Genomic DNA, 25,269 nt, shown 5'->3' on the forward strand with positions numbered 1-25,269 from the left:
CGCTCAACTCTCCGGCAACAGCATCTCGGCGTAGCGCTTGAGTGAGCGGTTGTAGCGGGGGAGGTGCCGTGACAGGCTGCCGAGCGCGAGTGCGGCCGCCTGTTGCGCCTGGCCGGTATCGACGAGGCAGAGCGCCAGGAAGGCGACGACCGCATCGTCGAGTTCGTCCGATGGCTTGTCCCGCTCGGCGGTAAGCAGGGCGACACCTTCTTTGGCGCGGCCGAGATTGCGCAGGGTGCTGGCGAGCTGGATGGTGGCCCGTCGGCGGCGAATTCCCTGAAGACCGTTTTCCAGCGCCTGCCGGTAGAGCGGCTCCGCCTTCATCTCATGGCCGGTCGAATCCTGCGCCGAGGCTCTTTCGAACAATCCGATGGCATGTCCTGCCGGCAGTTCGGCGGCAAGGGCATCGATGCGGGCGATAAAGGCGTCGCTATCTGTCGGGTCGAAGGTTGCCCAGAGTTCGGCCAGCCGTCGCTCCCAGTCAGCCCAATCGATGGCGTCTACCATGGCCCGTTCCCCTTAGCCCATTCGTGGCCAGAAGTGGCCCGCCCGCGCGGGAACGTCAAGCCGGGACGCGCACCGTTGCCCTTAGGCCGCCGAGCGGGCTGTCGCCAAGCGTGACGTTGCCCCCGTGGCTGCGGGCGATATCGCGGGCGATCGCCAGCCCGAGGCCAGTGCCGGAACTGTCGAGATTGCGGGCTTCGTCGAGGCGGAAAAACGGCTTGAACACATCTTCGCGCGAACGTTCGGGAATACCTGGGCCGTCATCGTCGACGGTGATGGTGAGCCACTTGGCACTGTGGCGCGCATCGATCTTGACAGTGTTGGCGTAGCGGTAGGCGTTCGAGGCGATGTTGGCGACGAGACGGGTGAAGGCGTTTGGCCGCACGCGGATATCGTCTTCCCCCTCGATGGATGTGGTCAGGGTCTTGCCGAGCAGTTCGGCTTCAGCGGCGAGCCGGGTCATCAGGTCGCTGAGTTTCAGCTGGCCGACGTCCTCCTCCGCTTCGCTGCGGGCGAAGGCCAGATAGCCTTCCAGCATGTTCTGCATGTCATCGACGTCCTGGTTCAGGCCTTCGAGATCGGGGTTGTTGCCGGCAAGCGCCAGCTGCAGCTTGAAGCGGGTGAGGATGGTTCGAAGATCGTGGCTGACGCCAGTCAGCATCGCGGTGCGCTGCTCGATCTGGCGTTCGATGCGCTCGCGCATCTGGATGAAGGCGAGGCCGGCGCGGCGGATTTCATCGGCGCCGCGCGGCGCGAAGTCGTCGATCTTCTGGCCCTTGCCGAAGCTTTCGGCCGCCTTGGTCAAGGCCAGGATCGGGCGGATCTGGCCGCGCAGGAAGAGCACCGCGATCGTCAGCAGCACCAGCGAGGCCGCCACCATCCAGACGAGGAAGATGTGGGTGTTGGAAGCGTAGGCCTGGTTGCGCCGGGCATAGACGCGCAGGATGCGGCCGTCATCGAGCTTGATGCGGATCTCGACGAGCTTGGAGTTGCCGACCGTATCGATCCAGAAGGGGCGGCGGACCTGGTTGGAAATCTCTTCGCCGAGGATCTGGTCGAGGATTTCGAAGAAGGGGCTGGGGCGCGGCGGCGGCAGTTCGCCGGGCGGGTCCACGGAGATGCTGAGATCGAGCTGATCGCGGGCGATGCGGATGATCTCGGAGATGTCGCGGTCGGCAGGGAAGGTGTCGATAAGATCGACGATCGCGGCAATGTCCCCGGTGACGGCGGCCGACAGGCGCTGCGTCACCAGCTGCCAGTGGCGCTCCATGAAGATGAAGGCGACCACCGACTGCAGAAGCACCATGGGAATGATGACGATCAGCAGCGAGCGGGCGTAAAGCCCCATGGGCAGGCGACGGCGCAGCCAGCGGGTGAACCGCCTCCAGGCATTGTCGTTCGCCCCGGATGCGCCGTGCTCTATGCCGTCAAAGCTTGCCATGGTTTGCCGCGCTCATCGGAAAGGCTGCCATTTCAGTCCACGCTCAGCCGGTAGCCGATGCCGCGCACCGTCTGCAGCCAGACGGGGTTGGACGGGTCGTCCTCGATCTTGCGGCGCAGGCGGTTGATCTGCACGTCGATCGTGCGCTCGCCGACTTCGGCATCGTCGCCGATCAACTCGTGGCGCGGGATGGTTTCGCCGGCACGTTGCGAAAAGAGTGTCATGATCTCCTGCTCGCGGTCCGTCAGGCGGATGTGATCGGCGCCACGACGCAGCTCCTTGCGCACCACCGAGAAGGTGTAGGGACCGAAGATCACCTGGTCGACCTTGGGGGCCTGGGCCGGCTGGTTGCGGCGCAGGATGTTGTTGATGCGCAGCACCAGTTCGCGCGGGTCGAAGGGCTTCGACAGATAATCGTCGGCGCCGGCCTCGAGACCCTCGATGCGGGAGTTGGATTCCGCCAGCGCCGTCAACATCAGGATCGGCACGGTCTTGATTTGCCTGAGGCTCTGGGTGAGCGAAATGCCGCTTTCGCCGGGCATCATCACGTCGACGATCAGAAGGTCGAAGTCGAGGCCGACGAGCTTGCGTCGGGCTTCGTCCGCATCGGACGCGGTCGTCACGCGAAAACCCTGTTCGACCAGGTAGCGGTTGAGCAGGTCGCGGATGCGCCGGTCGTCGTCAACGACCAGAAGGTGAGCCGCATCGTCCGAGACAGTCGCTTTTGTCGTCATTCCACGCTTCCCAAGTTGCAGGTCAGACCCGCGCTACGGCGGGCGTCAGTCTGCGGCGTTGTTCTTCATCCCGGCGAGAAAGCGCTTGACCGTTTCGCGCGCGCCCGGACCGGTTCTTGCCAATGCATCGGCTATGCGGCGGGACTGTGGCTCGGCAAGCGCACGCGCCAGTGCCTGGCCTTCTTCCGTCGTGTAGAGCATCCGCTGGCGCCGGTCTTCAGGGCCGGTTTCCTGGCGAATATACCCGGAGCCGATCAGTTGCTTCAGCACCCGGGCAAGGCTCTGCTTGGTAATCTTCAGCGTGTCCAGGAGGTCGGCGACTGTCATGCCCGGCTCGCGGTCGACAAAGTGCACGACGCGGTGGTGCGCCCGTCCGAAGCCGCTCTTTTCCAGGATCGCATCCGGGTCGGAGGTGAAGTCGCGATAGGCGAAGAAGAGCAGCTCGATGATCTCGAAATCGATCGTATCGTCATCGGCGGCGGCATCGTTCAGATACCGGGTGTTCTCTTTGGATTGGCCGGCCACGCGGTCATTTCCTTTCAGCCTGATTGCAACTTGCGAAACATTCGAAAAAATATGTCAGCTTTGTTGACATATTTTTACCATAGCATTAGCGTCCATGCTCGGTAAGCGAGACATTTGGCGTTGGCAACATCTGAAAGGATATGCCGTGCCGTTCCGATCGCAAATCCAAAATCACGAAATTGAATTTTCCCTCAATCAGTTTGCCGATAGACTGAAAGCAGGGCGATAATCAACTAAGAATGGCGCGCATGCGCCGGAGGATGACACCATGGCAGCGGTTCCTTTTGATCAGTTGGACGGACAGATCTGGTTCAACGGCGAGTTCGTCGCGTGGAAGGATGCCAAGATTCACGTGCTGACCCACGGCCTGCACTATGCCAGCGCGGTCTTTGAGGGCGAGCGCGCCTATGGCGGGCGCATCTTCAAGCTGACCGAGCACAACCAGCGCCTGCATCAGTCCGCCGAAATCCTCGGCTTCAAGATCCCTTATTCGGTGGAAGAACTGGACGCAGCCAGCGTCGAGCTTCTGAAGCGTCAGGGCTTCTCCGAGGCCTATGTGCGGCCGATCGCCTGGCGCGGCAGCGAGAGCATGGGCGTTTCGGCGCAGAACAACCGCATCAACGTCGCCATCGCCATCTGGCAGTGGGGCAGCTATTTCAACCCGGCCGAAAAGCTCAAGGGCATCCGGCTCGATATCGCAGAATATCGCCGCCCGGATCCGCAGACGGCACCTTCGAAGTCGAAAGCCGCCGGCCTCTACATGATCTGCACCATCTCCAAGCATGCGGCCGAGGCCAAGGGCTATGCGGACGCGATGATGCTGGATTACCGCGGCCGCGTGGCCGAAGCGACCGGTGCCAACATCTTCTTCGTCAAGGACGGCGTCATCCACACGCCGGTGCCGGATTGCTTCCTCGACGGCATCACCCGTCGCACGGTGATCGAGCTTGCCAAGCGCCGCGGCTATGAAGTGGTCGAGCGGGCGATCATGCCGGAGGAACTGTCCGGTTTCAGCGAATGCTTCCTCACCGGCTCGGCCGCCGAAGTGACGCCGGTTTCCGAAATCGGTCCTTACCGCTTCACGCCGGCGACGATCTGCGAAACGCTGATGAACGACTACATGAAGGAAGTCTATCCGGTTGCCGCGGCAGCCGAGTAACGGCATCCGGAATGCTCTCGAAAGCAGAAAAGGCGGCCCCCGGGCCGCCTTTTGTCTTGCTACGGATATGGTCGCAGAATTAGGCGGTCTTCCCCAAGAATTGCCCGACGATTCCGCTCAGTACGCCGCCGCCGACAAGGCCGCCGATGGCTTGCATGGCGAGACCGGTCGCGGCTGCTTCTCCGCCGAGCATCTGAATGAGGAACCCGCCGCCAAGGCCTCCAATGGCGCCGACGATGGTCCGTGCGACGACACCGAATGCCTGCTGCTTCAACACTGCGCTGGCCGCGTTCCCGCCGGCGGCCCCCGCGATCAATTGGGTAATGATAGGCATTAATGCTTCCATTGATCCCTCCGTGTCGTGGCTCGTCGTGGACGCGCCACTAAAAGCCGATGAGCCGGCATCAATAGGTTGAAGCCTATTCCGGATTATTGTCAATTTGAGTGAAATGACGTTGCGGCGCCCGCTTCGTAGCCAATTGAAATGGCTCGATTTTAGGCAGAGGCAACCTCTTACAGGCAAAGCGGGAAAACGAAGCCGGCGGCGGGGGCGGCTGGAGGGAATGACCTTGCCGCGCATGATTCGTGCCGTCGGGAGAGCGAGGGAGGGTAATGCAGGCACGTCGGGAACCCCCGGCAACCGAACGATTGCCGGGGGTCTCGATTGTTAGCGATAGACGTAGACGATGCGTCGCGTTGCCGGCTCGACCAGAACGGGCTGGCCGTTGATGCTGACATAGTCGTAGCTGTAGTCGGGAACGCGTTGAACGGCCACGGTCTGTGGCAGTTCGGCACCGACGACGACTTCACCATCGAGATAGACGGTCTCGCCGGGGTTGGACGTGACGTAGGTCCGCACATTTTCCGGCGGCACGATCGGGTCGATCTGTTCGACCGGGCCGATCAATTCGTCGCCGCTGCTGACGATCACGGGGTCATTGGGCTGCACTTCGTAGGTGACGGCCGGAATGGCCAGGTCGGACCGGCGCTCCTGGACCACGACGGCAGAACCGCCAAGATCCGTCGTCAGATACTGGGAATAGACCCAGCCGCGCACGCCGCCGACGTCAATGCGGCACCACTTGCTGCCTTCGATGCAGCCGTCGATAACCGCGGTGCTACCGCGGGTCGCAAGGCCGACTGTCGGATATTGAGGGCCCGGACCTGTGCGGATGTTAAGGTCCGTCACCGTGGTCGCGGTCATGGCTGCAAAGGCGGACGGCGTACCGATCGCCAACACCAAACCCGCGGCCGCAGCGGCTCGCAACAGGGGGCGGGTAAGCTTCACCATCGTGTTTCTCCTTATATTGACGAGGGCCAAACGCCAGCAAGCGCGCGGATGTTCCCCCGGGAACGTCACGAAATGTGACGCTGTGACATTCTCCAGCCGTTGCCGAGGGCAGGACACGCCAGGAGAACAGGCAACGGGAGAGGGACAAAATGCAGAATGCTCAGCCGAATCAGAACAACGTCGCCGCGCGCAGCCTGAAGCCGGTCGTTCGGATCGTCGTCGCCGCGGAGATCGCGATTTCGGCGCTGCTGATGACCACCGTGCAGTGGCCGGCACCCCAGCAGCTGTCTGCACCGCAAATAGCCTCGCTTCGCTGATTGGCGCTGTCACCGCCGCCAATTGCCGCTATAGGAAGATGACGAGATCCTAGAGCGCGTTGCGATCTTCCAGATTCGCTTCCTACGCTTTAGGTTCTGGATTTGTCGCATGTCGTTATCGCAATACCGCTCCCAAATTTTTGCGCGACATGCTCTAGAGAGGCACACGCGCATGTTACAGGCGGGCATCATCCCGGTTACCCATTTCGAGCAGAACTGCACCGTGCTGTTCGACAGCGAGACCAAGGAAGGCGTGATCGTCGATCCCGGCGGCGACGTCGATCTCATCCTGCAGACCATCCGCGAAAACGGCATCACGCTGAAGGCGATCTGGATCACCCACGGCCATATCGACCATGCCGGCGGCGCCAAGGAACTGAAGGACGCCCTCGGGCTCGAAATCATCGGTCCGCACAAGGACGACCTGCCGCTGCTCGAAAGGCTCGAAAGCCAGGCGGAGCGCTTCGGTCTGGCGATGAAGGTTCAGAACGTCATTCCCGATCGCTGGCTCGAAGAAGGCGACACGGTCTCCTTCGGCGACCATGTCTTCGAAGTCCTGCATTGCCCGGGCCATGCGCCGGGACACGTCGTCTATTTCAACCGGGCGCAGAACTTCGCCCATGTCGGCGACGTGCTCTTCCACGGCTCGATCGGCCGCACGGACCTGCCCGGCGGCAATCACCAGCAATTGCTCGATTCGATCCGCGACAAGATCCTGCCGCTCGGCGATAGCGTCGGCTTCATCTGCGGACATGGCCCGGGTGGTCAGATCGGCGAGGAGCGCCGCACCAATCCTTATCTGCGCGGGCTCTGAGCCACCACACACGCTCACGAAAAAAGCCCATGTCTCTATCAAGACATGGGCTTTTCGATTCTTACGCCGAACCTGATTAGCCGGCGGTGCAGAAGTAGCTGCGGCCGTCGTAGCCGCGGAAGGTGCCGCTATCCGGGTTGAACGAGCGGTAACGCTGCGCGCAGTAACGGTACCAGGACGGGGTCCAGGGCTCGAGCGAGCGGTAACCGCCACCATAGCTGTCGACGACGACAGGGCGTGCCTGGTAGACCGGGCGAGGGCGGTAGGCCGGACGCGGCTCGTAATAGTCGTATTCCGGTTCCGGATCGATGTAGACGCGCTCGTTGTAGCCGCCGTTGTAACGCGGCTGCGAAGCGATCGCGCCGCCGATCAGAGCGCCGGCAACGAGACCTGCTGCACCAGCTGCCCATGCATCGTCATTATTGTGGTGATGCCTGCCGCCTGCCTCGGCGGCGCCAAAGGTCGGGATGACCATAGCGGCTGCGGCGATCGAGAGAACGGCGGCTTTGATGAACTTGTTCATTTGGCTTCAATCCTTCGCATGGACCGGATCAACCCGGCCTTCATGATGGAGGAAGGTTAACGCGGCCAAACTGAACCGAGCCTGAACAAAAAAACCCGGCAAGAATGCCGGGCTTCAACTGGAATCTGTCAGCAGATAACGGCGTTAGCCGGCGATCTGCAGGTTGACCGCCTTCGGGCCTTTGCCGCGGCGATCCGGTTCGGTGTCGAAGCTTACCTTCTGGTTTTCCGTCAGACCGGTCAGGCCGGAAGCCTGGACCGCGGAAATGTGTACGAAGATATCTGCACCACCGTTGTCAGGCTTGATGAAACCAAAGCCCTTGTCGGTGTTGAAGAATTTTACAGTGCCAGTTTCGGCCATGCGTCAGGTCCTTTTCTCTCCACCCGTTTGACGGACGGGTAGCATTGCAATGTGCCCGGATGGGCGTTGGCAGGCAGTTCTCGACGTTTGAGGAAAGGGTCCTGGTTACCGCAGCCAGCCATTGGAAGGGCCGCATCTCTGCTTCCCATCGGTCTGGCCGCCCGGAGTTTTTGCGTCTCCGGCCCGCTTTTATTTCAAGATCTTCCCATGTTCGCAGATTGCCCGAACGAAAGTAAGATTGATGGGTTTATTTTGAATTGGCAAGCAAAACTTTTCGGGATTGGTATTGCGTCTTGTCATTGCTCAAAAATCGGTCATTTGCGGCTTTGTGGGGCGCTGCGCAAAATATATCGCAAGCTGTTGAAATCACAGCTTTTTGAAAACAATTGCTGCAAAATTGAGTGGTTTTCGCCGATTTCTCGTGCGCGGCGCGTAAAGCAGGCCAATCGCTTGGGATGCGTGCCGTCAGCAACTCCCTGATATGTTTGAGGCTTCTCACGTCGGCGGTTTCTTACGTAGATTTCTTGCAGAAAATCTAGAGCTCTCGGGCCGGGTCGAAAACGCAGGGCAAAGCTACGCCTTCGTTGCGAAGCAACGGGCCTATTGCCTGAACAACAGCAAGTAAAGCCTCAGTCCAGCGTCTTGGCGGTGGCGTGCCTATAGTTTCTTGAGGAGCCCTCAGGCAGGTGCTGCGGCGCGGCGGCCCTTCGTCAGTTCAGGCACGATCTCCACCGTCAGCATGGCGGCAAAGATGATGGCGCAGCCGGCATAACCGATCGGGGTGATGACTTCGCCAAGCAGGAGAACGCCGAAGAGGGCGGCAAAGAGTGCTTCGCTCGACAGGAAGATCGCAGCCTGCGGCGCCGTGGTGTAGCGCTGCCCGACGACCTGAAGAATGAAGGCAAGGCCGCTCGAAAAGATGCCGGCATAGAGGATCTCGAAGAGCGCGCCCTCTATGGCAGCGAAGCTCAGGGGCTCGGTCGTGACGGCGAGGGCGAAGCCGAGCACGGCGCAGACGGCGAACTGCGTCATCGACAGCAGCATCGGCCGGCCGCTGCTTGGGGCAAACAGGCCGATGAGCAGCAGTTGTACCGCCCAGAACAGGGCGCAGACCACGGTCAGGTAGTCGCCACCCGTCAGCGTCGACAGCGTGCCGCCGCTCAAGAGGAAAATGCCGAACAGCGCCATCAACGCCCCCGGCCAGATCACCCAATGCGGCTTGCGGCGCAAGAAGATCACCGTCAAGACCGGGACGAAGACGACGTAGAGACCGGTGAGGAAGCCGGAATTGGTGACGCTGGTGTCGAGCAGGCCGAATTGCTGCGTCACGGCGCCGGCAAAGAGCGCCAGGCCGATGAAGATGAAATTGCGCACGGTCGTCAGCTTGATCGGTTCGGCCGCGCGTTTCGTTTCGATGATGGCCAAGGGCATGGCGACCAGTGTCGCGATCGCAAAACGAAGCGCGATGAACCACAGCGGGCTGATCGCATCCATCGCCGTCGACTGTGCAACGAAGCCGGCGCCCCAGATGGCGCCTGAAATCAAAAGCAGCAGATTGGCCTGAATGCGCGACATGTCGTTCTCTCCTCGGACAGGCGCGTCTAGCAGTTGCGTTTTCGCCGGGCAAGGCTCATCGTCGCCACGGTTGGGCGGAGTTGTTGTCGATGGAAACGGCCGGAGACACGGTGCCGGGAGAGGGCGCCGAGGAGGGGGCTCAGCTCCTATCACCCATCGGAGATCGGCGACCATGAGCGATGCCGGCTATTCAGGCACGCCGCTCGGGCGCAAGCTGGGGCTGAAAGACGGGCAGCGGGCCCTGCTTCTTCGGGTTCCAGCCGGGCTCGATGCGATCAGCGGTTTTTCCGGCTTTCGCGCCAGCGAGACCGAGATCGGCACCGTGGCCGCGCGCGACATTGACTATGCGCATGTGTTTGAAACGGAGCGATCGGTTTTGGAAGAGCTCGCGCCGAAGCTGGCTGCGAGATTGAAGCCGGACGGCATGCTGTGGGTCTCCTGGCCAAAGAAGGCGTCGAAGCGGCCGACGACACTGACCGAGGACGTTTTGCGTGAAATCTTCCTGCCGCTCGGCCTTGTCGACGTGAAGGTTTGCGCGGTCGATGCCGTCTGGTCCGGGCTGAAATTCATGTTCCGGCGCGAGGTTCGCGATCGGCTATCGTGAACGTGCGGCGCGCACCGGCTATTGCGTCGCCGCCCGGGAGACCCTGAGCACGGCGCCGTCTTCCTCGTCCGTCACCATCAGCAAGGCGCCGTCGGGTGCCACCACGACGTCGCGGATGCGGCCGAATTCGCCGTCGAACAGCCGCTCCTCGGAGCCGATCGCGCCGCTGTCGTCGCGTTCGAGCCGGGCGAGCAATTGGTACTTCAGCGCCGCCACCAGAAGATCGCCATCCCATTCGGGAAACATCTCGCCGCGATAGACGGCAAGCGCGCCAGGCGCGATCGAGGGATCCCAATAGAAGAGCGGCTGATCGAGGCCTTCTTTCGCCGTACCTTCGCCGATCTCGGCGCCGGAATAGTCCTTGCCGTAGGTAATGACGGGCCAGCCGTAATTGTGGCCGGGCTTCGGATTGTTGATCTCGTCGCCGCCGCGCGCGCCGTGCTCGACCGTCAGAAGCGTGCCGTCCTTCGGATCGAAGGCGATGCCTTGAGGATTGCGGTGGCCCTTCGACCAGATCTCCGGCAGGCCGCCGGTGCCGCCGCGATAAGGATTCGATCCGGGAACGCTGCCGTCGGCATTGATATGCAGGATGGCGCCGGCATGATCGCGCGGGTCTTGCGCCCGGTCGCCTTCGCCGCGATCGCCGATGCCGAAGAAAAGGCTGCCATCGGGAGCGATTGCGATGCGCGAGCCGAAATGCTGGCCCTTGCCGGTAAACTTGCTCATCCGGAAGAGCTCCTTGACGTCGGTAAGCCCGGTTCCGTCGGCGGCGAGCTTTGCCCGTAGGACGACGGTGCCGTAGCCGCCTTTGCCGTTGGCGGCCATCGTCAAGTAGAGCGTCCGGGTTTCTGCAAAACGGGGATCGAGCGCGATGTCGAGCAGGCCGCCCTGGCCACGCTCGGCGACCTCGGGCACGCCCGTCAGCGGTTTCGAGAGCTTGCCGTCGCGCAGGATCCGCAGCCGACCCGGCCGCTCGCTGACGATCAGGCCGCCATCGGGGAGTGCCTCGACGGACCAGGGGTGTTCAAGCCCGGTCGCGAGCGTCTCGACACGCACGGTACCGTGCTCGCTCGGAAACTCGCGGGCATCCTGTGCCCCGGCGCTCGGAGGAGCAAACGTTGCCAGCGCAACGGACACGGCCAGGATTCCGACCGCACGCGACCGTTTGCCCGCCCGTCCCGATGTTCCAGCGCCCGTATGCCCCATTCCGTTTCTCCCGCACCGACTCGTTCAGCAGGCAAGCTGGGGCGATCGACGGAGCGGTTCAAGTCACATCCGATCAAAAGCGGTTTATTTCGAGATCGAGCCCGTGGTCAGCGGTACCGGACGCTGTTCGCCGATAAGTTCTGCATCGACGATGTAGCGCATCGGTCCCTGCTCGATCGCGTCGAAGGGCCAGCAGGTGGCGAGCGCCAGATGGTGGCCGCTGGCGGACGCGTTGATGCCGCTTTCGTCCCAGCGGGCAACCCGGCTTTCGCCGGCCCTAAACAGGAAGCGGCGGCCGTCCTTGCGGGTCAGCACCAGAAGGTCGCCGGGGTTGACGTCCTTCAGCCAGCGAAAATGCGTGTCGCGATGGGCGGCGATGACCGAGGTACCTTCGTCGCCGGGGAGCGGCGTCGTCGTCAACCAGGCGGGGCCGAAGGCCAGCGCTTCGCCGCTTGCGCCTTGGAGCACGATCGCCGAGCGGTTGATCCGAGGCGCCGAGATTTCCGCGGCCGTCTGGAAATCGGCCCAGGGCCAGGGCTTGCCATCCGGGTTGCCGTGCAGCTGCGCCTCGAAGGTACGCTTCAGAAGCACCTGCGAGACCTCGGCCTTGGCCTTCATGTAGAAGCCCTTGCCGATCAGAAGCAGACCGGCAAGGGCAATGAGCGAGATGATCGCGAGCACGATCGTTTCGACCGCCGAGAGGCGGGCGAGAAAGCCCGGCCGTGGCTCGGACTGATCCTTGTCAGCGGCCACGGCGGCGCACTCCGGCAAGCACGACGGCGGCGATCGGCGCCCGCCAGTAGACAAAGGTCGTGCCGGCAAGCAGAGCGAAGACGAGCAGCATCAGGCCGATCAGGATCTGCTTGTCGGCCTCCGTTGCCGTCTGCGGCAGGGCGACCTGGTTGTTGGCTTCCGCGAGCAGACCTGCCGCCCGCGCCGTCGGTGCGGCCAGCATGCGGTCGGCCGTGACCATCGCAAGCTTGGTTCGGCTTTCGAGCGCGGCGTCACGTTCGTTGACTTTGCCGGGGACAGTCTCGACAGGGGCTTCGCCGAAGACCTTTCCGAAGTCCCAGCCGGCGGGGAGATTGAGCGGCAGCTTCGTTTCGCTCAGGTTCTCGCTGGCGGGCCGCGACGGCGTCGCGTCGACGGCAACGAGGCTGGTCACGCGGGAGACCAGATGGTGGGCAAGTGCCACCGTCTCGATCCGCTTGTCGAGGGTCGCGGGGTCGGCGATCGTCGACGCGCTCGCTTCGAGGTCGTCGATCTTGCGGCGCGCCCAGAGCTTGGCGATGCCTTCGCCGGTCGAGGCCTTGGCGATGTCCATCTCCACCCGCCAGGGCTGGTCGCCGGCCTTGCCGAGGATCTGCATCTTGCCTTCGGGTGCGGTGCCGCCGAGTTCGGCCGTCAGCACCACGGGCTCGCCGCGATAAAGATCGGGCATCGGGTTGGGGGTGATGTCGCTCGCCGAGGCGCCCTCGAAGCTCGCGGCGATATCGGTCATTGCGGGGCTTTCGAGCTTGGTGAAAAGCTCGCCCATGCGCGCGGCGACCTCGCTCTCCGAGCCGATCAGCGTGAAGGTGCCGCGGCCATATTCGGCCGCCTTGGTCATGAAGTGGCTGTTCGGAGCAGAGCCGATGCCGACGGTGAAGACGCGAGCCTCGCCGCGGTTCTTCTGGATCTCCTCGAAAAGCTGCGTCTCGTTGCCGATCGCGCCGTCGGTCAGGAAGACCACCTGGCGAAGTGCGCCGGCCTGGACCGGTCCTTGCGTGCGAAGGGCCGCTTCCAGCGCCGGCAGCATCTCGGTGCCGCCATCGGCTGTCAGGCCGCGCACATAGGCGATTGCGTCCTCCCGCTTATCCGGTGTCGCTTCGACCAGCTCGGGGAAGTGTACCGACATGGTGTCGTCGAAGCGGATGACGTTGAAACGGTCCTCGGGCTTCAGCCTCGAGATCGCGAGCGCCAGGCTCTCCTTGGCTTGCTCCATCGACGGGCCGGCCATCGAGCCGGAATTGTCGATGACGAAGACGATCTCCCGCTTGACCGGCTTGGCGCCGGCCTCGTTTGCTGCTGCCGGCGGCGTGACGAAGGAAAGCAGATAGGTCTTGCCGCCGACCGTTTCGCGGAACAGGCCGGCATAGGGGCTCTTGCCCTCGATCGCCTTCCAGGTGAGCTCGAAGTCGCGATCGGCAGGCACGCTGTCGCCCTTCAGCGTCACGCGGCGGCTGAGATCGTCAAGATTGGCGATATCGACGTCGTGGTAGCCTGATTTCACTTCGCCGAGCGGGAAGCCGGCCTTGAGGTTCACCGTCAGTGTGACGGGGTTGATCCTGGCGTTCTCTTTGGGGTCGAGGACCGGCGCTTCGATCTTCTCGCGGTCGGGGACCGGGTCGCTGACGGCATAGCCGGTGCGGCTGTCGAGATCGACGGTCTGAACGATCGGCTGCGGGTTGTAGCGCGGCGCCACGACCATGGGGAAACGCAGCGAATAGAGGCCGTTCGATTGGCGGACCGCGCTCTGGTACTCGATCTGCACGACGACCGTTTCGCCGGGACCGATATTGGCGACCTGGTTGGTGAAGATGTTCGGGCGCTGCTGTTCGAGAAGCGCTGCCTTCTTGCCCTCGGCCTTTGCCTGCTCGTAAATCTCCCTGGCCGCCTCACGCGCCTTGATCTCACCCTCGATGAAGCGGTCGCCGATCTGCATCTTCAGCGTGTCGACGGCCGAATCCTCGGGCAGGGGAAAGACATAGGTGCCCTCAACCCAGCCCTTGCTCGGGTTCTCGAAGCGCTGGGTGACGCGGGTGCGCATGATCGGGCCGTTGACGTCGATCTGAACGTCGGTCGCAAGGCGCGGCGCCTCGACGAAATAGCCCGGCTCCTTCGACGGAAAGAGCAGGGCGCCGGTGCCGATGTCGTTGGGGCGAACGTAGCCCGCCAGCTGCCGCGGCTTGGCATCAGCAGTTTGCGCGGTCGCCTGGGTCATCAGGCCGATGAACATCAGGATGCAGGCGGCAAGGGCTGCGAGCGCCAGGTACATGCCCCAGCGCGCTTCGCTCTGCCGTGTCTTCATGGAAGCGATTTCGTCGTCGAGAAACATTGCATAACCCCCGTAATGCGAATGTGTTCGGATCATCGAAGGAAAAGCCCGGAAACCGGCTGTTGCTGGACGGAATTGCGGCGTTCCGCGACAGTTGTGGTGGCTAAATTATGGCATTTGAAAAATTGCGGGATTGCGCTGATTTTTTTGAATAAATCGCGATCACCAACCGTTTCTGGCCGTTACGTTTCGTGGCCGTTCGAACGGGTGCCACAATCCGTTTTGTCGGCGCTCGACGGACGGTGATGCATCGCTCGGTATCGCGACCTCCGATCGACGATGCTGATCGCATTCATGAAACTTTGTCATGGTGACGCTTTTTGCCCGCGTTTCCGGCGTTTTTGCCTATCCGGCGCTTGCAAGACCGGGCGTCTTTCGACATAGACCTAACCGCTATGGAGCCTGCCTTTTCGTTCCGTAGCGATCACCTCGTCTCGAAACGATCAGGACCTTCACCCATGGCCTTCCTTGCCGATGCCCTTTCCCGTGTAAAGCCTTCCGCCACCATCGCCGTTTCGCAGAAAGCCCGTGAGCTGAAAGCGAAAGGCCGCGATGTCATCGGCCTTGGCGCCGGTGAGCCGGACTTCGACACGCCCGACAATATCAAGAAGGCCGCCATCGACGCGATCAATCGCGGCGAGACGAAGTACACGCCGGTCTCCGGCATCCCGGAACTGCGCGAAGCGATCGCCAAGAAGTTCAAGCGCGAGAACAACCTCGACTACACCGCCGCCCAGACGATCGTCGGCACCGGCGGAAAGCAGATTCTTTTCAACGCCTTCATGGCGACGCTGAACGCTGGCGATGAAGTCGTCATCCCGGCGCCCTACTGGGTTTCCTACCCGGAGATGGTGGCGCTGTGCGGCGGCACGCCGGTGACGGTTTCGACCAAGCAGGAAAACAACTTCAAGCTCAAGGCCGAAGATCTGGACAAGGCGATCACGCCGAAGACCAAGTGGTTCATCTTCAACTCGCCGTCAAACCCGTCGGGTGCCGCCTACAGCCATGCCGAGCTGAAGGCGCTGACCGACGTGCTGATGAAGCACCCGCATGTCTGGATCCTCACCGACGACATGTACGAGCACCTGACCTATGGCGACTTCAAGTTCGCGACCCCGGTCGAGGTCGAGCCCGGTCTCTATGACCGCACGCTGACGATGAACGGCGTCTCCAAGGCCTATGCCATGACCGGCTGGCGCATCGGCTACGCCGCCGGCCCGCTGCAGCTGATCAAGGCCATGGACATGATCCAGGGCCAGCAGACCTCGGGCGCCACCTCGATCGCCCAGTGGGCGGCCGTCGAGGCGCTGAACGGCACGCAGGACTTCATTCCCGAAAACAAGAAGATCTTCGAAGGCCGCCGCGATCTCGTCGTGTCGATGCTGAACCAGGCCAAGGGCATTTCGTGCCCGACGCCCGAAGGCGCCTTCTACGTCTATCCGTCCTGCGCCGGCTTGATCGGCAAGACCGCGCCGTCGGGCAAGGTGATCGAGACGGACGAAGACTTCGTCTCCGAGCTGCTCGAATCCGAAGGCGTCGCCGTCGTCCACGGTTCGGCCTTCGGCCTCGGCCCGAACTTCCGCATCTCCTATGCGACCTCGGAAGCCCAGCTCGAGGAAGCCTGCCGCCGCATCCAGCGTTTCTGCGCCGCCTGCAAGTAAGCGCGGGCGACCGTCTTTCAAAAAAAGAACCCGCCGGCAACGGCGGGTTTTTTCGTTCGTAAACCGATTCAACCGTTGGCCATACTGATTCAAGTCAGCCGGCTAAGGCCTTGAAATCAGGTTTCATTCTCAGGCGCCGGGAACCTCGTCGTCGCCAACGATGCCACCCTCGCTTTCGAGGATCGAGAGGCGGCGGGCCTCTGAGCGGGTGAACTTCAGCCGTACGCCGATGCCGCGTTCGCCCTCCGGCAGAAACACCGCGCCGGCATTTTCGAGCGCATGCTTCAACGAGAGGATCACGGCGTCGCCGGGTTTCTCCAGCTTGCGCTCGAACTTGAGGATCGTCTCCTCGTCGACGCCGGAAAAGCTTGAAAGCATTTCGCGCGAAATTTCGATCAGCGCCCTGGCGGCGCGGCACTGTGGACCTGTAATCATCGTCACCTCCAGTTGCGGTGAGGATGCGCGAAGGGTGGCCGAGGGTCAACAACAAGCAGATGGCCCGCGGCGTTTCGACCGCGGGCCATCTGCTTGTTGTTTGCTTGCGGCGCGTTGGCGAGCATCATCGGCGTGCGCTTGCATCCGGACCGCTGGGGCCGCCCTCTATTTGCCCCGCATCGCCTCGATGAGGCCGGAGGCCTCGTCGCTGCCAAAGCCGGCGGCGAGGCGCTTTTTTGCCAGCCTTTCGATCGGCTCCATGAAGGCCGGATCGATGCCCAGGCTGCGGCTTGCGGCAACGATGTTGGTGATCGCCACCGACTGCATTGAGAGGTTCGACATCACGTCGCGGCCGTGGTCGCCGCTGTCGATCCGTTCGGCATAATCAGGCAGCGCCGTCATCATCGCGGCAAGCCAGGGCTCGACCAGCGGCAGGAACTGCTTCGCGGTGAAGCCGACGCTGCCGGCGAGCGCCGTTGCGTGCAGATAGCCGCCGAAGAGACCGTACATCGCCGACAGCAAGGCGAGGTCGCTGACCGCGGCGAGAACAGGATCCTCGCCGAGATAGTGGCTCTGGCCGAAGGCGGCCAATTGCTCCCTGGTTTTTTCGAAAGCATCGGCGCTGCCACTACAGAGAATGAAGGCATCCGGTGTGCCGATCATCGGCGGCGTCGCCATGATTCCTCCGTCGAGATAGCGTGCGCCGAACGCTTCAAGGCGGGCCGCGACCGCCCGGACTTCATCCGGGCGACCGTTGGTGAGGTTGATGACGGTCTTGCCTGCGAGCATGGGGCCGACATCTGCCAGCGTCGTTTCGACGGCGGCGTAGTCGGTGAGGCATAGGATGAGGATATCGCTGGCCGCAATGGCTTCGGTGACCGTTGCTGCCCGGCGAGCGCCGCGGGCAACCAGCGCGTCGGCCCGCGCGGACGTACGGTTCCAGACGGTGGCGGTGTTGCCCGCGTCGATGAGGGTTTTGGCAAGTGCCGTGCCCATGGCGCCGAGGCCGATGATGGCGATGGATTTGGACATCGTGATTCTCCGCTCCTGGTTCCCCGCTCTGGCCCGCTTCAGGCCGCCGGCGACAATTGCTGGCCGAGGCCACCGTCGACGGTGAGGCGTGCGCCGGTGGTGAAGGTGGCATCGAAGGCGAGGAACAGCACGGCGCGGGCGACTTCGTCCGCCGTGCCGTTGCGGCCCATCGGGGTGATCGCATCGCCGAGCGCCTTGAACTCGGCACGTTCGGCGTCGGTGACGCCCGCCACGCCCTTGGTCGGCGTATCGATGAAGCCGGGGCTGACCGAGTTGACCCTTATGCCGCGCGGCAGAAGCTCGGCGGCAAAGACGGAGGCAAACGAGATCAGCGCCGCCTTGCTGCCGCTATAGACCGCCATTCCCGGATGGCCGCCGACATCAGCAACCGACGAGGTAAAGACGATCGAGCCGCCGTCGCGGATCAGCGGCGCCAGCCGCTGGACGGTGAAAAAGGCACCCTTGGTGTTGATGGTGAACTGGCGATCGTAGGAGGCCTCCGTCACCTGGTCGAATGGCTCGAGCAGCGATGTGCCGGCGTTGACGTGCAGGAGATCGATCGAACCCAGCTTCTGCCCGACCGTCGCCCCGAGCACAGCGATCTCGCCGAGATCGGCGACATCTGACTTTACCGCATGAACGCGGTCGCCGAAGCGCTGCTGGATCCGGGCGAGGTTCTCTTCGTTGTTTCCGGTCAGAAGCACCTCGGCGCCGCCGTCGACGAGCCGCTCGACCGTCGCCAGACCCATGCCATGCGTGCCGCCGATGACGACGGCTTTCTTGTCTTGATAGATACCCATTGTCTTTTCCTTCGATATCAGGCCTCGATGAGGAAGAGATAATTTCGTGGACGATATTGCGTAAGACGGGCAAACGTGGATGTATCGTCCACGCTTGTAGACATTGGAGGCCCGCGATGCGCAATCTCAACGACTTCATCGTCTTTGCCCATGTGGTCGATCACAAGGGGTTCGCGCCGGCGGCGCGGGCGCTGAACGTGCCGAAATCGACGCTGAGCAAGCGCGTGGCCGAGTTGGAAAAGACGCTTGGTGTCCGGCTGATCAACCGAACTTCGCGTCGCTTCACCGTGACGGAGATAGGCGAGGATTTCTACCGGCATGCCTCGGCGATGTTGATAGAGGCGGAGGCGGCCGAAGCCATCGTCAAGGGGCGCCTTGCCGAACCGAGCGGAACGGTGAGGATCACCGCCTCTGTGCCGACGGCTCAGATGATGCTGGCGGGGCTGCTGCCGCCGCTGGCGCAGGCCTATCCCAAGATGCGGGTGATGCTGCACGCGACGGACCGTTTCGTCGATGTGGTGCAGGAGGGCTTCGACATCGCAGTGCGCGATCACTTCGCACCGTTGCCCGATTCCGGCATGGTGCAGCGGCGGGTGGCAAACGATGCCATCCTGCTCGTGGCAGCGCCCGCCTACCTGGAAAATCGCGGGCACCCGCGCGAACCGAGCGACCTTTCGCGCCACGACGGGCTGCTGGCCTCCCTGACCTCGGAGGGATGGACGATGCGCAACGACGCGGGCGTGGTCGTCAGGGTGCGCCCCATGCCGCGGTTCCTCGCAGACGAATCCAACGTGTTGCTCGAGGCCGCCGTCTCCGGTCTTGGCATCACCGCGCTACCGAGAAAGATCTGTCGGGCGGCAATCGAGGCTGGAAGTCTTGTGCGTGTGCTTGCCGATTGGGAGGCAGGCAGCGTGACGACGACGCTGTTGATGCCGCATCGGCGCGGGCAATTGCCGTCGGTTCGCGCCGTCGTCGACTTCATCGTCACGCATCTGCCAGGAGAGTGAGGCCGGGCGGCAGCGAAGGCGCATGCTCGAAAAGAAAAGGCCCGCTCGGAGCGGGCCTTCGAAGCTTGTCTCGGTCGGTCGCTTAGCGCTCTGCGAGCGCCGGTTCGCCCTTCTTCTCGCGCACGAGGTTCATGAAGCGGCGGAAGAGATAGTGGCTGTCCTGCGGGCCGGGGGAGGCTTCCGGGTGGTGCTGGACCGAGAACACCGGCTTGCCGGCGACGCGCAGGCCGCAATTGGTGCCGTCGAAGAGCGAAATGTGAGTCTCATCAACACCCTGCGGCAGCGACTTCGAATCCACCGCGAAGCCGTGGTTCATCGAGACGATCTCGACCTTGCCGGTGGTGTGGTCCTTGACCGGATGGTTGGCGCCGTGGTGGCCCTGGTGCATCTTTTCGGTCTTGCCGCCGAGTGCCAGCGCCAGCATCTGGTGGCCGAGGCAGATGCCGAAGACCGGGATGTCGGTCTTGAGCAGGTCCTGGATGACCGGCACGGCGTATTTTCCGGTTGCTGCCGGGTCGCCGGGGCCGTTCGACAGGAAGATGCCGTCCGGCTTCTGCGCCAGCACTTCGTCGGCGCTGGTCGTGGCCGGCATGACCGTGACGCGGGCGTTGAGGCCGGCAAAGAGGCGCAGGATGTTGCGCTTCACGCCGTAGTCGAGCGCGACGATATGGTAGGCGGCATCGGTTTCGCCGAGCGTCGAATAACCTTCGTTCCAGACCCACGGCTGCTCGTCCCAGCGCGACGACTGGCCGGAGGTCGCGACCTTGGCAAGGTCGAGGCCCTCAAGGCCGCTCCAGGCCTTGGCTTCCTTCTTCAGCGTCTCGATATCGAAGACGCCCGAGGGGTCGTGGGCGATGACGGCGTTCGGCATGCCGTTTTCTCGGATCCAGGCAGTAAGCGCGCGGGTGTCGATGCCGCAAAGGCCGATGATGCCGCGGGCCTTCAGCCAGGCGTCGAGGTGCTTGGCGGCGCGGTAGTTGGACGGCTCGGTGATGTCGGCCTTGAAGATGACGCCGACCGCGCCGTGGCGTGCTGCCGGCGTCAGGTCTTCGATGTCTTCGTCATTGGCGCCGATGTTGCCGATGTGCGGGAAGGTGAAGGTGACGATCTGGCCGAGATAGGAGGGGTCCGTCAGAATTTCCTGGTAGCCCGTCAGCGCCGTGTTGAAGCAGACCTCCGCCTGCACTTTGCCGGTCGCGCCGATGCCCTTGCCCTCGATCACGGTGCCGTCGGCCAGAACGAGCAGTGCGGTTGGTTTTTCAGTGGTCCATGCGGGTGTCGCGGTCATCGTTCCTATCCCGTTGCGGCGCGAAGCGGGGGCTTGAAAGCCCGGCAGTCGATCGCCATTTCTTTGCTCAGGCATGGACGCGCGGAAACCCCGCGGAAAAGTGCTCTCATGCCGATGTTGTGCAGGTGCGGGAAAATACCCAAAGCGCTTAGCCGGGTCAACCGGCCGCTGTGAATTGTCGGGAAATAAAATTCCTTGTAATTCAAGCGGTTGCGTATTCCGTTTGATTGCGCCTGTCACACTGGTTTAAGACGACGACAACAATGATGGTTTCGAACCGGTTCCGGGCAGAGCACCGCGGGCCGGTTTTGACATGGAGTATGGACATGCGCGACCTGTTCGCTAACGCACTGAAGGAAGCCCTCAAAGCCAAGGACGCACGGCGTACCTCGACCGTGCGGCTGATCCAGGCGGCGATCAAGGATCGGGACATTGCCAATCGGGGCCTCGGCAAGGACCCGGTCAGCGATGACGACATCCTGCAGATCCTCGCCAAGATGATCAAGCAGCGCGAAGAATCGGCTCGTATCTACGACGACGCCGGCCGGCCGGAGCTTGCCGCGCAGGAGCGTGAGGAAATCGTCATCATCAACCAGTTCCTGCCGGCCCAGCTTCCGGAGGCAAAGGTGAAGGAACTCTGCGCCTCGGTCATCGCCGAAACCGGCGCACATGGCCTGCGTGATATGGGCAAGTGCATGAACGTGCTCAAGGAGCGCTATCCCGGCCAGATGGACTTCGCCAAGGCCTCCGGCCTGGTGAAGGAACTGCTCAAGTAGCTCCGCTCAAGTCAGTGCCGCCGCCCGTTGCGATAAGACGGGCGTCGCCACCTCGGCTTTCGCCGGAAACGTCGCTTCGAATGCGCGATCGATGAGCGCGAACTTCTCCGCCTGATAATCCCAGTATTCACGGATGAAGGCTTTGGACAGCCAGACCGCGCCGCGTCCGGGCGACCGCTCCCACCCCATATTGCCCAAAAGGGCTGCCTTGTCGAAGATCCGCTTGAGGTGGGTCTTGGAGATGATGAAGCGTTCGCTGAGATCGCTCGGCGAAACCGGCCCGATGGCGAGGCGCTCTGCCTCGGGGTCGAAGGCGCCGATGCGGGAAAAGAGATCGTCCATCACCACGCCCCCGGAATTGACCCAGGTGAAGAGGTCGAAGGTCGGGCCTGGACGACGGACCGTGTCGTTGCCGACAAGCGCGTGGGCGACGGCGGCCTGCAGCCGGCCGAACTGGGCCTGCTCTTCGCTTAGCCGTGCCAGCCGCGACTGGCCATCGAAGGCGTCGAGGATGGCCAGATGGGACTGCATCCATTTCCAGACATAGTCGAGTGCTGCCTCGGTAGGCTCCAGCGGCCGGCTGCGCTTGTCTGGCTGCACCGTGATGTAGCGGGCGAAGCGGTAGGTAACCATTTCCTGCACGAAGGATGCCGCGGTGTTGCGGCTGGCGATCCCGTGCATGACGGCATAGTTGATGAAACGGCCGCTGTAGAGGCCGCTCGAGGGATCATCCGGATCGCGGTCGTGATAAAGTGCAAGCCCGGATTGGGCCATCAGCCAGCGCTGCTGCGAGGCAAAGATCGAGGCGAGCCGCGGGTTTGCCGCATACATCTCCACCATGCCGCGCGCATAGCTCAGCACCGCGCCGAAGAAAGCCGGACTGGAGGCGAGCACTTTGACGGAAATGGCCATGGCAAGTGATCCAATTCGAGACGGCGAATTGATCCTTTTCGTCAAAGGGGTGTCAAGTGCTACTTTTGGTCTTCAGAAAATATTCATACACAACTTTTGATTGGCCGTCCGGCGTGCGATTCCCGTTTCGCTCCTGTGAATAGCGTGCAAGCAGGATCACTGTTGTAGCGCCCGCCGGCCATGCCGCCTATATGGAGGATCGACCAGAGGTATCCATGCGCTTTTCACAGTCCTTTCTTGACGAGATACGCGATCGCGTTCCGATTTCGGACGTGATTGCCAAGCGCGTTAGCTGGGACCGGCGCAAGACCAACGTCTCGCGCGGCGACTATTGGGCCTGCTGCCCCTTTCACGGCGAGAAGTCGCCGAGCTTTCACTGCGAGGACCGCAAGGGCCGCTACCATTGCTTCGGCTGCGGTGTCTCGGGTGACCACTTCCGCTTTCTCACCGATCTCGAAGGCCTGAGCTTTCCCGAAGCCGTGCAGCAGATCGCTGACATGGCGGGCGTTGCCATGCCGCAACCGGATCCGCAGGCAGAGCGCCGGGAGAAGGAACGTACAAGCCTGCTCGACGTGATGGAGCTGGCGACCGCGTACTTCGAGGACCAACTCCAGACGGCCAACGGCGCCAAGGCGCGCGCCTATCTGCGCGAGCGCGGGCTGACGGGGCGCACGATCGAGACCTTTCGTTTGGGCTACGCGCCCGACAGCCGCAACGCGCTCAAGGAACATCTCGCCGGCAAGGGCGTCGGCAAGGAACAGATCGAGGCCTGCGGCCTCGTTGTGCACGGGCCGGACGTGCCGGTTTCCTACGACCGGTTCCGCGACCGCATCATGTTCCCGATCCTGTCGTCGCGCGAGAAGGTCATCGCGTTTGGCGGCCGCGCCATGTCGCCGGACGCGCCGGCCAAGTATCTGAACTCGAACGAGACCGAGCTCTTCCACAAGGGCAACGTGCTCTACAATTTCGCCCGCGCGCGCCGTGCTTCGCAAGGAGCCGCACGTGACGTCGGGCAGGACGATGCGGCCGGAACGATCATCGCCGTCGAAGGCTACATGGACGTGATCGCGCTGCATCAGGCGGGCGTCGAAAACGCCGTTGCGCCGCTCGGCACGGCGCTCACCGAAAACCAGCTCGATCTCTTGTGGAAGATGACGTCGCAGCCGGTGCTCTGCTTCGACGGCGATGGGGCGGGCATTCGTGCCGCAAACCGCGGCGTCGACCTGGCGCTGCCGCATCTGAAGCCCGGCCGTTCGGTCCGCTTCGCCATGCTTCCGGACGGGAAGGATCCCGACGACCTCGTGCGTCAGGAGGGCCGTGGACCCTTCGACAAGGTGCTCGCCAACGCCCGTTCGCTCGCCGAGATGGTCTGGCAGCGCGAGATCCAGGGCGGCGCTTTCGACACGCCGGAAAAGCGCGCCGAGCTCGAAGCACGGCTGAAGCAGGTGACATCCGTGATCGCCGACGAAAGCGTGCGCCGGCACTATGGCCAGGACATGCGCGACCGGCTTCACGCCTTCCTGCCATCCTCAGGGGCAGGGCGGGGCGAGCGGCGTCCGTTTGAACGCGGCGGCCGGCAGGGCGGTGGCGGCGGAGCACGCGGCGCTGGTCAGCCACGGGGGCCGAATGCGAGCGGGCCGACGGCAATCTCCGACCGGCTGGCGCGCTCGACACTGGTCAGCGGACAGCAGGTGGCGCCGCTTCTGAGAGAGAGCGTTCTGGCACTCACCATCGTCAACCATCCGCAATTGCTGTTCGACGAATATGACGAGATCTCGACGATCGAGTTCGACCACCGCGAGCTGCAGCGCTGCTGGGCGGCGGTGCTGAACGCTGCGGCTGCGCAGGGGCCGCGGTTGAACCGCGAGGATCTGCTCGAACAATTGCAGGCGGAGGGTTTTGGTGCGCTGATTGCCGCGATCGACCAGCAGATCCGCTATGCGCGGCTCTGGACCGCGACAACGGCGGCCGCGCCCGAGGACGCCCGCGAAGGATATCTGCAGGCGCTGGCACTGCACCAGCGCTCGAAGGCATTGCACTGGCAGGTGCGCGAGCTCGAACGCGAACTGGCCCATGCGACCGAGGAGGGCGACCTCGAAGCCGTGCCACAGCTTTTGCGCACGCTTCAGGAAGTGCAGCACGAAGTGACGCGGCTTGAAAACCAGGAAGCGATCATCGAAGGCTTTGGCGTGCTTTCAGGCCGCGTGAAGGGGCCGGCGGCGCGCTAGCTGCTGGGTTTTCCCCGCAGCGAAAGCAGGCCTGTTCTCGGCGAAGTCTCGACTATTCGCGCCAATGATCGGCCACCCATGGCGATGGGCGAAGGTAGTGCCGGAGATAGCGAAACGCATTCTTCTCGTAACGGTCGGATGCAAACAGCCCGAGGATATGGCCAAGCGGGGTGGAGACCTTGTCCTTCTTGCCGAAGCGGCCTTGGATCGCATGCTGCGGCAGGAGGTTGCGCGGGAACAGCACGACGCGCGCGTCCTTGGGCAGTCGGGGTGCCAGGAAAAAGTTGAGCGGGAACGGCCGGCGGCAGTCCTGCCGGAAATGCAGGACCCAGCGGCGGGGGAAAAGTTTGGTCCCGCCCGGCGCATTGCGCGTGACGAAGCGCTGCTCGAAACGGTATTCGTCGGCAATGCCTTGCGGGTCGGCGCGGAACTTCTCCTGCAACGGCACCAGCTTGCCGACTGGATAGCGAAACAGCGAGGTCTGGCCGAGGCGCTCGAACGGCGTCGTCTGGTTACGGGCGAGGATGACGTCGTCCGGTTCTCCCTCCTCGAAGAAACCATCGAGCGATCCGACGATGACCAGGTCGAGGTCCAGGAACAGGACGGGGCCTTTGAGATTGCCGAGCTTCGGCCCCCACAGCCGCGACTTCTGCCAGATGCCGGGCGTGTTCTTGGGCATTTCGCCGATGTCCAGCGGCGGCAAATCCTCGCACAGGATTTCTGGACGCAGGCCGTCGCGATTGTCGGTAAAGCAGGTGAAGGTGAAGGGCGGGGTGATGTTGCGCGCCACCATGGCGTAGAGCCGGTTGATGAACGGTGCGCCGTACTTCGTACCCCAGTTGATGCAGATGATCTGCTTGACGCCGCCGCTCGCCGCTAGAATATTTGCCATAATCACGTCCCGATTTCTGCGCGCCACTAAAGTACCGATGCGTTATCAAGGTCAAGCTGTCGGGGCAATCCCCGGTGAAGCGCAGCAG

Annotated in this window: 28 protein-coding genes; 9 read left to right on the forward strand and 19 right to left on the reverse strand. The window is 63.0% G+C overall.

What is annotated here, in order from left to right:
- Nucleotides 1-3: 3 nt before the first annotated feature.
- Genes OVA00_RS24760 through OVA00_RS24775 form a run of 4 tightly spaced genes read right to left on the reverse strand, consistent with a single transcriptional unit; the run spans nucleotide 4 to nucleotide 3,204 of the window.
- A complete protein-coding gene (locus tag OVA00_RS24760) occupies nucleotides 4-507 on the reverse strand; it encodes a tetratricopeptide repeat protein (protein ID WP_060518705.1) in 504 nt (167 codons plus the stop codon).
- A 55-nt stretch (nucleotides 508-562) separates the two neighbouring features.
- Nucleotides 563-1,945 carry an ATP-binding protein gene (locus tag OVA00_RS24765; protein ID WP_034788716.1) on the reverse strand — a complete coding sequence of 461 codons (1,383 nt, stop codon included), beginning with the start codon at nucleotides 1,943-1,945 and terminating at the stop codon, nucleotides 563-565.
- Between the two features lie 32 nt (nucleotides 1,946-1,977).
- On the reverse strand, nucleotides 1,978-2,679 hold the full coding sequence (locus OVA00_RS24770) for a response regulator (RefSeq protein ID WP_043618070.1): 702 nt from the start codon (nucleotides 2,677-2,679) through the stop codon (nucleotides 1,978-1,980).
- 45 nt (nucleotides 2,680-2,724) lie between these two features.
- Nucleotides 2,725-3,204, reverse strand: a complete 480-nt coding sequence (locus OVA00_RS24775) for a MarR family winged helix-turn-helix transcriptional regulator (RefSeq protein WP_268089778.1) — start codon at nucleotides 3,202-3,204, stop codon at nucleotides 2,725-2,727.
- A 268-nt stretch (nucleotides 3,205-3,472) separates the two neighbouring features.
- On the opposite strand from OVA00_RS24775, the gene OVA00_RS24780 reads away from it, so the two are divergent.
- Entirely contained in the window at nucleotides 3,473-4,363 is an 891-nt protein-coding gene (locus tag OVA00_RS24780) for a branched-chain amino acid aminotransferase (protein ID WP_034788707.1), read from the forward strand.
- Between the two features lie 79 nt (nucleotides 4,364-4,442).
- On the opposite strand, the gene OVA00_RS24785 is transcribed toward OVA00_RS24780, so the two are convergent.
- Nucleotides 4,443-4,709, reverse strand: coding sequence for a hypothetical protein (locus tag OVA00_RS24785; protein ID WP_034788698.1), 267 nt, complete (start codon nucleotides 4,707-4,709; stop codon nucleotides 4,443-4,445).
- A 321-nt stretch (nucleotides 4,710-5,030) separates the two neighbouring features.
- The gene (locus OVA00_RS24790) at nucleotides 5,031-5,654 is read right to left on the reverse strand and encodes a DUF1236 domain-containing protein (protein ID WP_090298497.1); all 624 of its coding nucleotides are present in this window, start codon (nucleotides 5,652-5,654) and stop codon (nucleotides 5,031-5,033) included.
- 149 nt (nucleotides 5,655-5,803) lie between these two features.
- Between OVA00_RS24790 and OVA00_RS24795 the strand changes: the two genes are divergently transcribed.
- Both OVA00_RS24795 and OVA00_RS24800 read left to right on the forward strand, forming a co-directional pair.
- A complete protein-coding gene (locus tag OVA00_RS24795) occupies nucleotides 5,804-5,971 on the forward strand; it encodes a hypothetical protein (protein ID WP_192357202.1) in 168 nt (55 codons plus the stop codon).
- Nucleotides 5,972-6,143: 172 nt separating this feature from the next.
- The gene (locus OVA00_RS24800; protein WP_060581775.1) at nucleotides 6,144-6,785 is read left to right on the forward strand and encodes an MBL fold metallo-hydrolase; all 642 of its coding nucleotides are present in this window, start codon (nucleotides 6,144-6,146) and stop codon (nucleotides 6,783-6,785) included.
- A 76-nt stretch (nucleotides 6,786-6,861) separates the two neighbouring features.
- On the opposite strand, the gene OVA00_RS24805 is transcribed toward OVA00_RS24800, so the two are convergent.
- Nucleotides 6,862-7,308 (reverse strand): BA14K family protein, encoded by a 447-nt coding sequence (locus OVA00_RS24805; protein ID WP_034788692.1) that lies wholly within the window; start codon nucleotides 7,306-7,308, stop codon nucleotides 6,862-6,864.
- A 144-nt stretch (nucleotides 7,309-7,452) separates the two neighbouring features.
- Nucleotides 7,453-7,668, reverse strand: a complete 216-nt coding sequence (locus OVA00_RS24810) for a cold-shock protein (RefSeq protein WP_034788690.1) — start codon at nucleotides 7,666-7,668, stop codon at nucleotides 7,453-7,455.
- A gap of 207 nt (nucleotides 7,669-7,875) precedes the next feature.
- On the opposite strand from OVA00_RS24810, the gene OVA00_RS24815 reads away from it, so the two are divergent.
- A complete protein-coding gene (locus OVA00_RS24815) occupies nucleotides 7,876-8,148 on the forward strand; it encodes a hypothetical protein (protein ID WP_127889314.1) in 273 nt (90 codons plus the stop codon).
- 198 nt (nucleotides 8,149-8,346) lie between these two features.
- On the opposite strand, the gene OVA00_RS24820 is transcribed toward OVA00_RS24815, so the two are convergent.
- Nucleotides 8,347-9,243, reverse strand: a complete 897-nt coding sequence (locus tag OVA00_RS24820; protein WP_192438496.1) for a DMT family transporter — start codon at nucleotides 9,241-9,243, stop codon at nucleotides 8,347-8,349.
- Between the two features lie 172 nt (nucleotides 9,244-9,415).
- On the opposite strand from OVA00_RS24820, the gene OVA00_RS24825 reads away from it, so the two are divergent.
- Nucleotides 9,416-9,847: a hypothetical protein gene (locus OVA00_RS24825; protein WP_268089779.1), complete on the forward strand. Its 432-nt coding sequence runs from the start codon at nucleotides 9,416-9,418 to the stop codon at nucleotides 9,845-9,847.
- Nucleotides 9,848-9,865: 18 nt separating this feature from the next.
- Here the strand turns inward: OVA00_RS24825 and OVA00_RS24830 are convergent, their stop codons facing one another.
- The 3 genes from OVA00_RS24830 to OVA00_RS24840 all read right to left on the reverse strand — a co-directional run bounded on the left by OVA00_RS24830 (nucleotide 9,866) and on the right by OVA00_RS24840 (nucleotide 14,150).
- The gene (locus tag OVA00_RS24830; RefSeq protein WP_268089780.1) at nucleotides 9,866-11,053 is read right to left on the reverse strand and encodes a PQQ-dependent sugar dehydrogenase; all 1,188 of its coding nucleotides are present in this window, start codon (nucleotides 11,051-11,053) and stop codon (nucleotides 9,866-9,868) included.
- Nucleotides 11,054-11,137: 84 nt separating this feature from the next.
- Nucleotides 11,138-11,806 (reverse strand): class GN sortase, encoded by a 669-nt coding sequence (locus OVA00_RS24835; protein WP_442780558.1) that lies wholly within the window; start codon nucleotides 11,804-11,806, stop codon nucleotides 11,138-11,140.
- Nucleotides 11,796-14,150 (reverse strand): marine proteobacterial sortase target protein, encoded by a 2,355-nt coding sequence (locus OVA00_RS24840; protein WP_442780559.1) that lies wholly within the window; start codon nucleotides 14,148-14,150, stop codon nucleotides 11,796-11,798. Before OVA00_RS24840 ends, OVA00_RS24835 begins: the two co-directional genes overlap by 11 nt.
- A gap of 458 nt (nucleotides 14,151-14,608) precedes the next feature.
- On the opposite strand from OVA00_RS24840, the gene OVA00_RS24845 reads away from it, so the two are divergent.
- Nucleotides 14,609-15,811, forward strand: a complete 1,203-nt coding sequence (locus OVA00_RS24845) for a pyridoxal phosphate-dependent aminotransferase (protein ID WP_034788681.1) — start codon at nucleotides 14,609-14,611, stop codon at nucleotides 15,809-15,811.
- A 129-nt stretch (nucleotides 15,812-15,940) separates the two neighbouring features.
- Here OVA00_RS24845 and OVA00_RS24850 read toward each other — a convergent pair whose 3' ends face one another.
- From OVA00_RS24850 to OVA00_RS24860, 3 genes are all read right to left on the reverse strand, one after another.
- Complete coding sequence (locus OVA00_RS24850; protein WP_060518687.1) at nucleotides 15,941-16,246, reverse strand: hypothetical protein; 306 nt, start codon at nucleotides 16,244-16,246, stop codon at nucleotides 15,941-15,943.
- 165 nt (nucleotides 16,247-16,411) lie between these two features.
- Nucleotides 16,412-17,278, reverse strand: coding sequence for an NAD(P)-dependent oxidoreductase (locus OVA00_RS24855; protein WP_134886441.1), 867 nt, complete (start codon nucleotides 17,276-17,278; stop codon nucleotides 16,412-16,414).
- 38 nt (nucleotides 17,279-17,316) lie between these two features.
- The gene (locus OVA00_RS24860; RefSeq protein ID WP_134886440.1) at nucleotides 17,317-18,078 is read right to left on the reverse strand and encodes an SDR family oxidoreductase; all 762 of its coding nucleotides are present in this window, start codon (nucleotides 18,076-18,078) and stop codon (nucleotides 17,317-17,319) included.
- Between the two features lie 116 nt (nucleotides 18,079-18,194).
- Between OVA00_RS24860 and OVA00_RS24865 the strand changes: the two genes are divergently transcribed.
- The gene (locus OVA00_RS24865) at nucleotides 18,195-19,085 is read left to right on the forward strand and encodes a LysR substrate-binding domain-containing protein (protein ID WP_060606786.1); all 891 of its coding nucleotides are present in this window, start codon (nucleotides 18,195-18,197) and stop codon (nucleotides 19,083-19,085) included.
- A gap of 82 nt (nucleotides 19,086-19,167) precedes the next feature.
- On the opposite strand, the gene carA is transcribed toward OVA00_RS24865, so the two are convergent.
- Together carA and OVA00_RS24875 are read right to left on the reverse strand one after the other, a co-directional pair.
- Nucleotides 19,168-20,373 carry a glutamine-hydrolyzing carbamoyl-phosphate synthase small subunit gene (gene carA / locus OVA00_RS24870; RefSeq protein WP_034788670.1) on the reverse strand — a complete coding sequence of 402 codons (1,206 nt, stop codon included), beginning with the start codon at nucleotides 20,371-20,373 and terminating at the stop codon, nucleotides 19,168-19,170.
- Between the two features lie 5 nt (nucleotides 20,374-20,378).
- The gene (locus tag OVA00_RS24875; protein ID WP_268089781.1) at nucleotides 20,379-20,579 is read right to left on the reverse strand and encodes a hypothetical protein; all 201 of its coding nucleotides are present in this window, start codon (nucleotides 20,577-20,579) and stop codon (nucleotides 20,379-20,381) included.
- A 120-nt stretch (nucleotides 20,580-20,699) separates the two neighbouring features.
- On the opposite strand from OVA00_RS24875, the gene OVA00_RS24880 reads away from it, so the two are divergent.
- A complete protein-coding gene (locus OVA00_RS24880; RefSeq protein WP_034789028.1) occupies nucleotides 20,700-21,149 on the forward strand; it encodes a GatB/YqeY domain-containing protein in 450 nt (149 codons plus the stop codon).
- Nucleotides 21,150-21,155: 6 nt separating this feature from the next.
- Here the strand turns inward: OVA00_RS24880 and OVA00_RS24885 are convergent, their stop codons facing one another.
- Entirely contained in the window at nucleotides 21,156-22,061 is a 906-nt protein-coding gene (locus OVA00_RS24885; RefSeq protein ID WP_268089782.1) for a hypothetical protein, read from the reverse strand.
- Nucleotides 22,062-22,276: 215 nt separating this feature from the next.
- Here OVA00_RS24885 and dnaG point away from each other — a divergent pair, with 215 nt between their 5' ends.
- Nucleotides 22,277-24,289 carry a DNA primase gene (dnaG, locus tag OVA00_RS24890; RefSeq protein WP_268089783.1) on the forward strand — a complete coding sequence of 671 codons (2,013 nt, stop codon included), beginning with the start codon at nucleotides 22,277-22,279 and terminating at the stop codon, nucleotides 24,287-24,289.
- 52 nt (nucleotides 24,290-24,341) lie between these two features.
- Here dnaG and OVA00_RS24895 read toward each other — a convergent pair whose 3' ends face one another.
- The gene (locus OVA00_RS24895) at nucleotides 24,342-25,181 is read right to left on the reverse strand and encodes a glycosyl transferase (protein WP_442780560.1); all 840 of its coding nucleotides are present in this window, start codon (nucleotides 25,179-25,181) and stop codon (nucleotides 24,342-24,344) included.
- Nucleotides 25,182-25,269: the final 88 nt, after the last annotated feature.

The organism is Ensifer sp. SL37 (genome assembly GCF_026672675.1).
Lineage (GTDB): Bacteria > Pseudomonadota > Alphaproteobacteria > Rhizobiales > Rhizobiaceae > Ensifer > Ensifer adhaerens.

Coding starts and splice junctions, on each gene's coding strand:
- OVA00_RS24770 (WP_043618070.1), bottom strand. CDS start 2,679: ATGACGACAAAAGCGACTGTCTCGGACGATGCGGCTCACCTTCTGGTC.
- OVA00_RS24895 (WP_442780560.1), bottom strand. CDS start 25,181: ATGGCAAATATTCTAGCGGCGAGCGGCGGCGTCAAGCAGATCATCTGC.
- OVA00_RS24810 (WP_034788690.1), bottom strand. CDS start 7,668: ATGGCCGAAACTGGCACTGTAAAATTCTTCAACACCGACAAGGGCTTT.
- OVA00_RS24815 (WP_127889314.1), top strand. CDS start 7,876: ATGTTCGCAGATTGCCCGAACGAAAGTAAGATTGATGGGTTTATTTTG.
- OVA00_RS24800 (WP_060581775.1), top strand. CDS start 6,144: ATGTTACAGGCGGGCATCATCCCGGTTACCCATTTCGAGCAGAACTGC.
- OVA00_RS24760 (WP_060518705.1), bottom strand. CDS start 507: ATGGTAGACGCCATCGATTGGGCTGACTGGGAGCGACGGCTGGCCGAA.
- OVA00_RS24795 (WP_192357202.1), top strand. CDS start 5,804: ATGCAGAATGCTCAGCCGAATCAGAACAACGTCGCCGCGCGCAGCCTG.
- OVA00_RS24785 (WP_034788698.1), bottom strand. CDS start 4,709: ATGGAAGCATTAATGCCTATCATTACCCAATTGATCGCGGGGGCCGCC.
- OVA00_RS24880 (WP_034789028.1), top strand. CDS start 20,700: ATGCGCGACCTGTTCGCTAACGCACTGAAGGAAGCCCTCAAAGCCAAG.
- OVA00_RS24805 (WP_034788692.1), bottom strand. CDS start 7,308: ATGAACAAGTTCATCAAAGCCGCCGTTCTCTCGATCGCCGCAGCCGCT.
- dnaG (WP_268089783.1), top strand. CDS start 22,277: ATGCGCTTTTCACAGTCCTTTCTTGACGAGATACGCGATCGCGTTCCG.
- OVA00_RS24840 (WP_442780559.1), bottom strand. CDS start 14,150: ATGTTTCTCGACGACGAAATCGCTTCCATGAAGACACGGCAGAGCGAA.
- OVA00_RS24790 (WP_090298497.1), bottom strand. CDS start 5,654: ATGGTGAAGCTTACCCGCCCCCTGTTGCGAGCCGCTGCGGCCGCGGGT.
- OVA00_RS24820 (WP_192438496.1), bottom strand. CDS start 9,243: ATGTCGCGCATTCAGGCCAATCTGCTGCTTTTGATTTCAGGCGCCATC.
- carA (WP_034788670.1), bottom strand. CDS start 20,373: ATGACCGCGACACCCGCATGGACCACTGAAAAACCAACCGCACTGCTC.
- OVA00_RS24765 (WP_034788716.1), bottom strand. CDS start 1,945: ATGGCAAGCTTTGACGGCATAGAGCACGGCGCATCCGGGGCGAACGAC.
- OVA00_RS24780 (WP_034788707.1), top strand. CDS start 3,473: ATGGCAGCGGTTCCTTTTGATCAGTTGGACGGACAGATCTGGTTCAAC.
- OVA00_RS24885 (WP_268089782.1), bottom strand. CDS start 22,061: ATGGCCATTTCCGTCAAAGTGCTCGCCTCCAGTCCGGCTTTCTTCGGC.
- OVA00_RS24845 (WP_034788681.1), top strand. CDS start 14,609: ATGGCCTTCCTTGCCGATGCCCTTTCCCGTGTAAAGCCTTCCGCCACC.
- OVA00_RS24860 (WP_134886440.1), bottom strand. CDS start 18,078: ATGGGTATCTATCAAGACAAGAAAGCCGTCGTCATCGGCGGCACGCAT.
- OVA00_RS24850 (WP_060518687.1), bottom strand. CDS start 16,246: ATGATTACAGGTCCACAGTGCCGCGCCGCCAGGGCGCTGATCGAAATT.
- OVA00_RS24825 (WP_268089779.1), top strand. CDS start 9,416: ATGAGCGATGCCGGCTATTCAGGCACGCCGCTCGGGCGCAAGCTGGGG.
- OVA00_RS24855 (WP_134886441.1), bottom strand. CDS start 17,278: ATGTCCAAATCCATCGCCATCATCGGCCTCGGCGCCATGGGCACGGCA.
- OVA00_RS24830 (WP_268089780.1), bottom strand. CDS start 11,053: ATGGGGCATACGGGCGCTGGAACATCGGGACGGGCGGGCAAACGGTCG.
- OVA00_RS24865 (WP_060606786.1), top strand. CDS start 18,195: ATGCGCAATCTCAACGACTTCATCGTCTTTGCCCATGTGGTCGATCAC.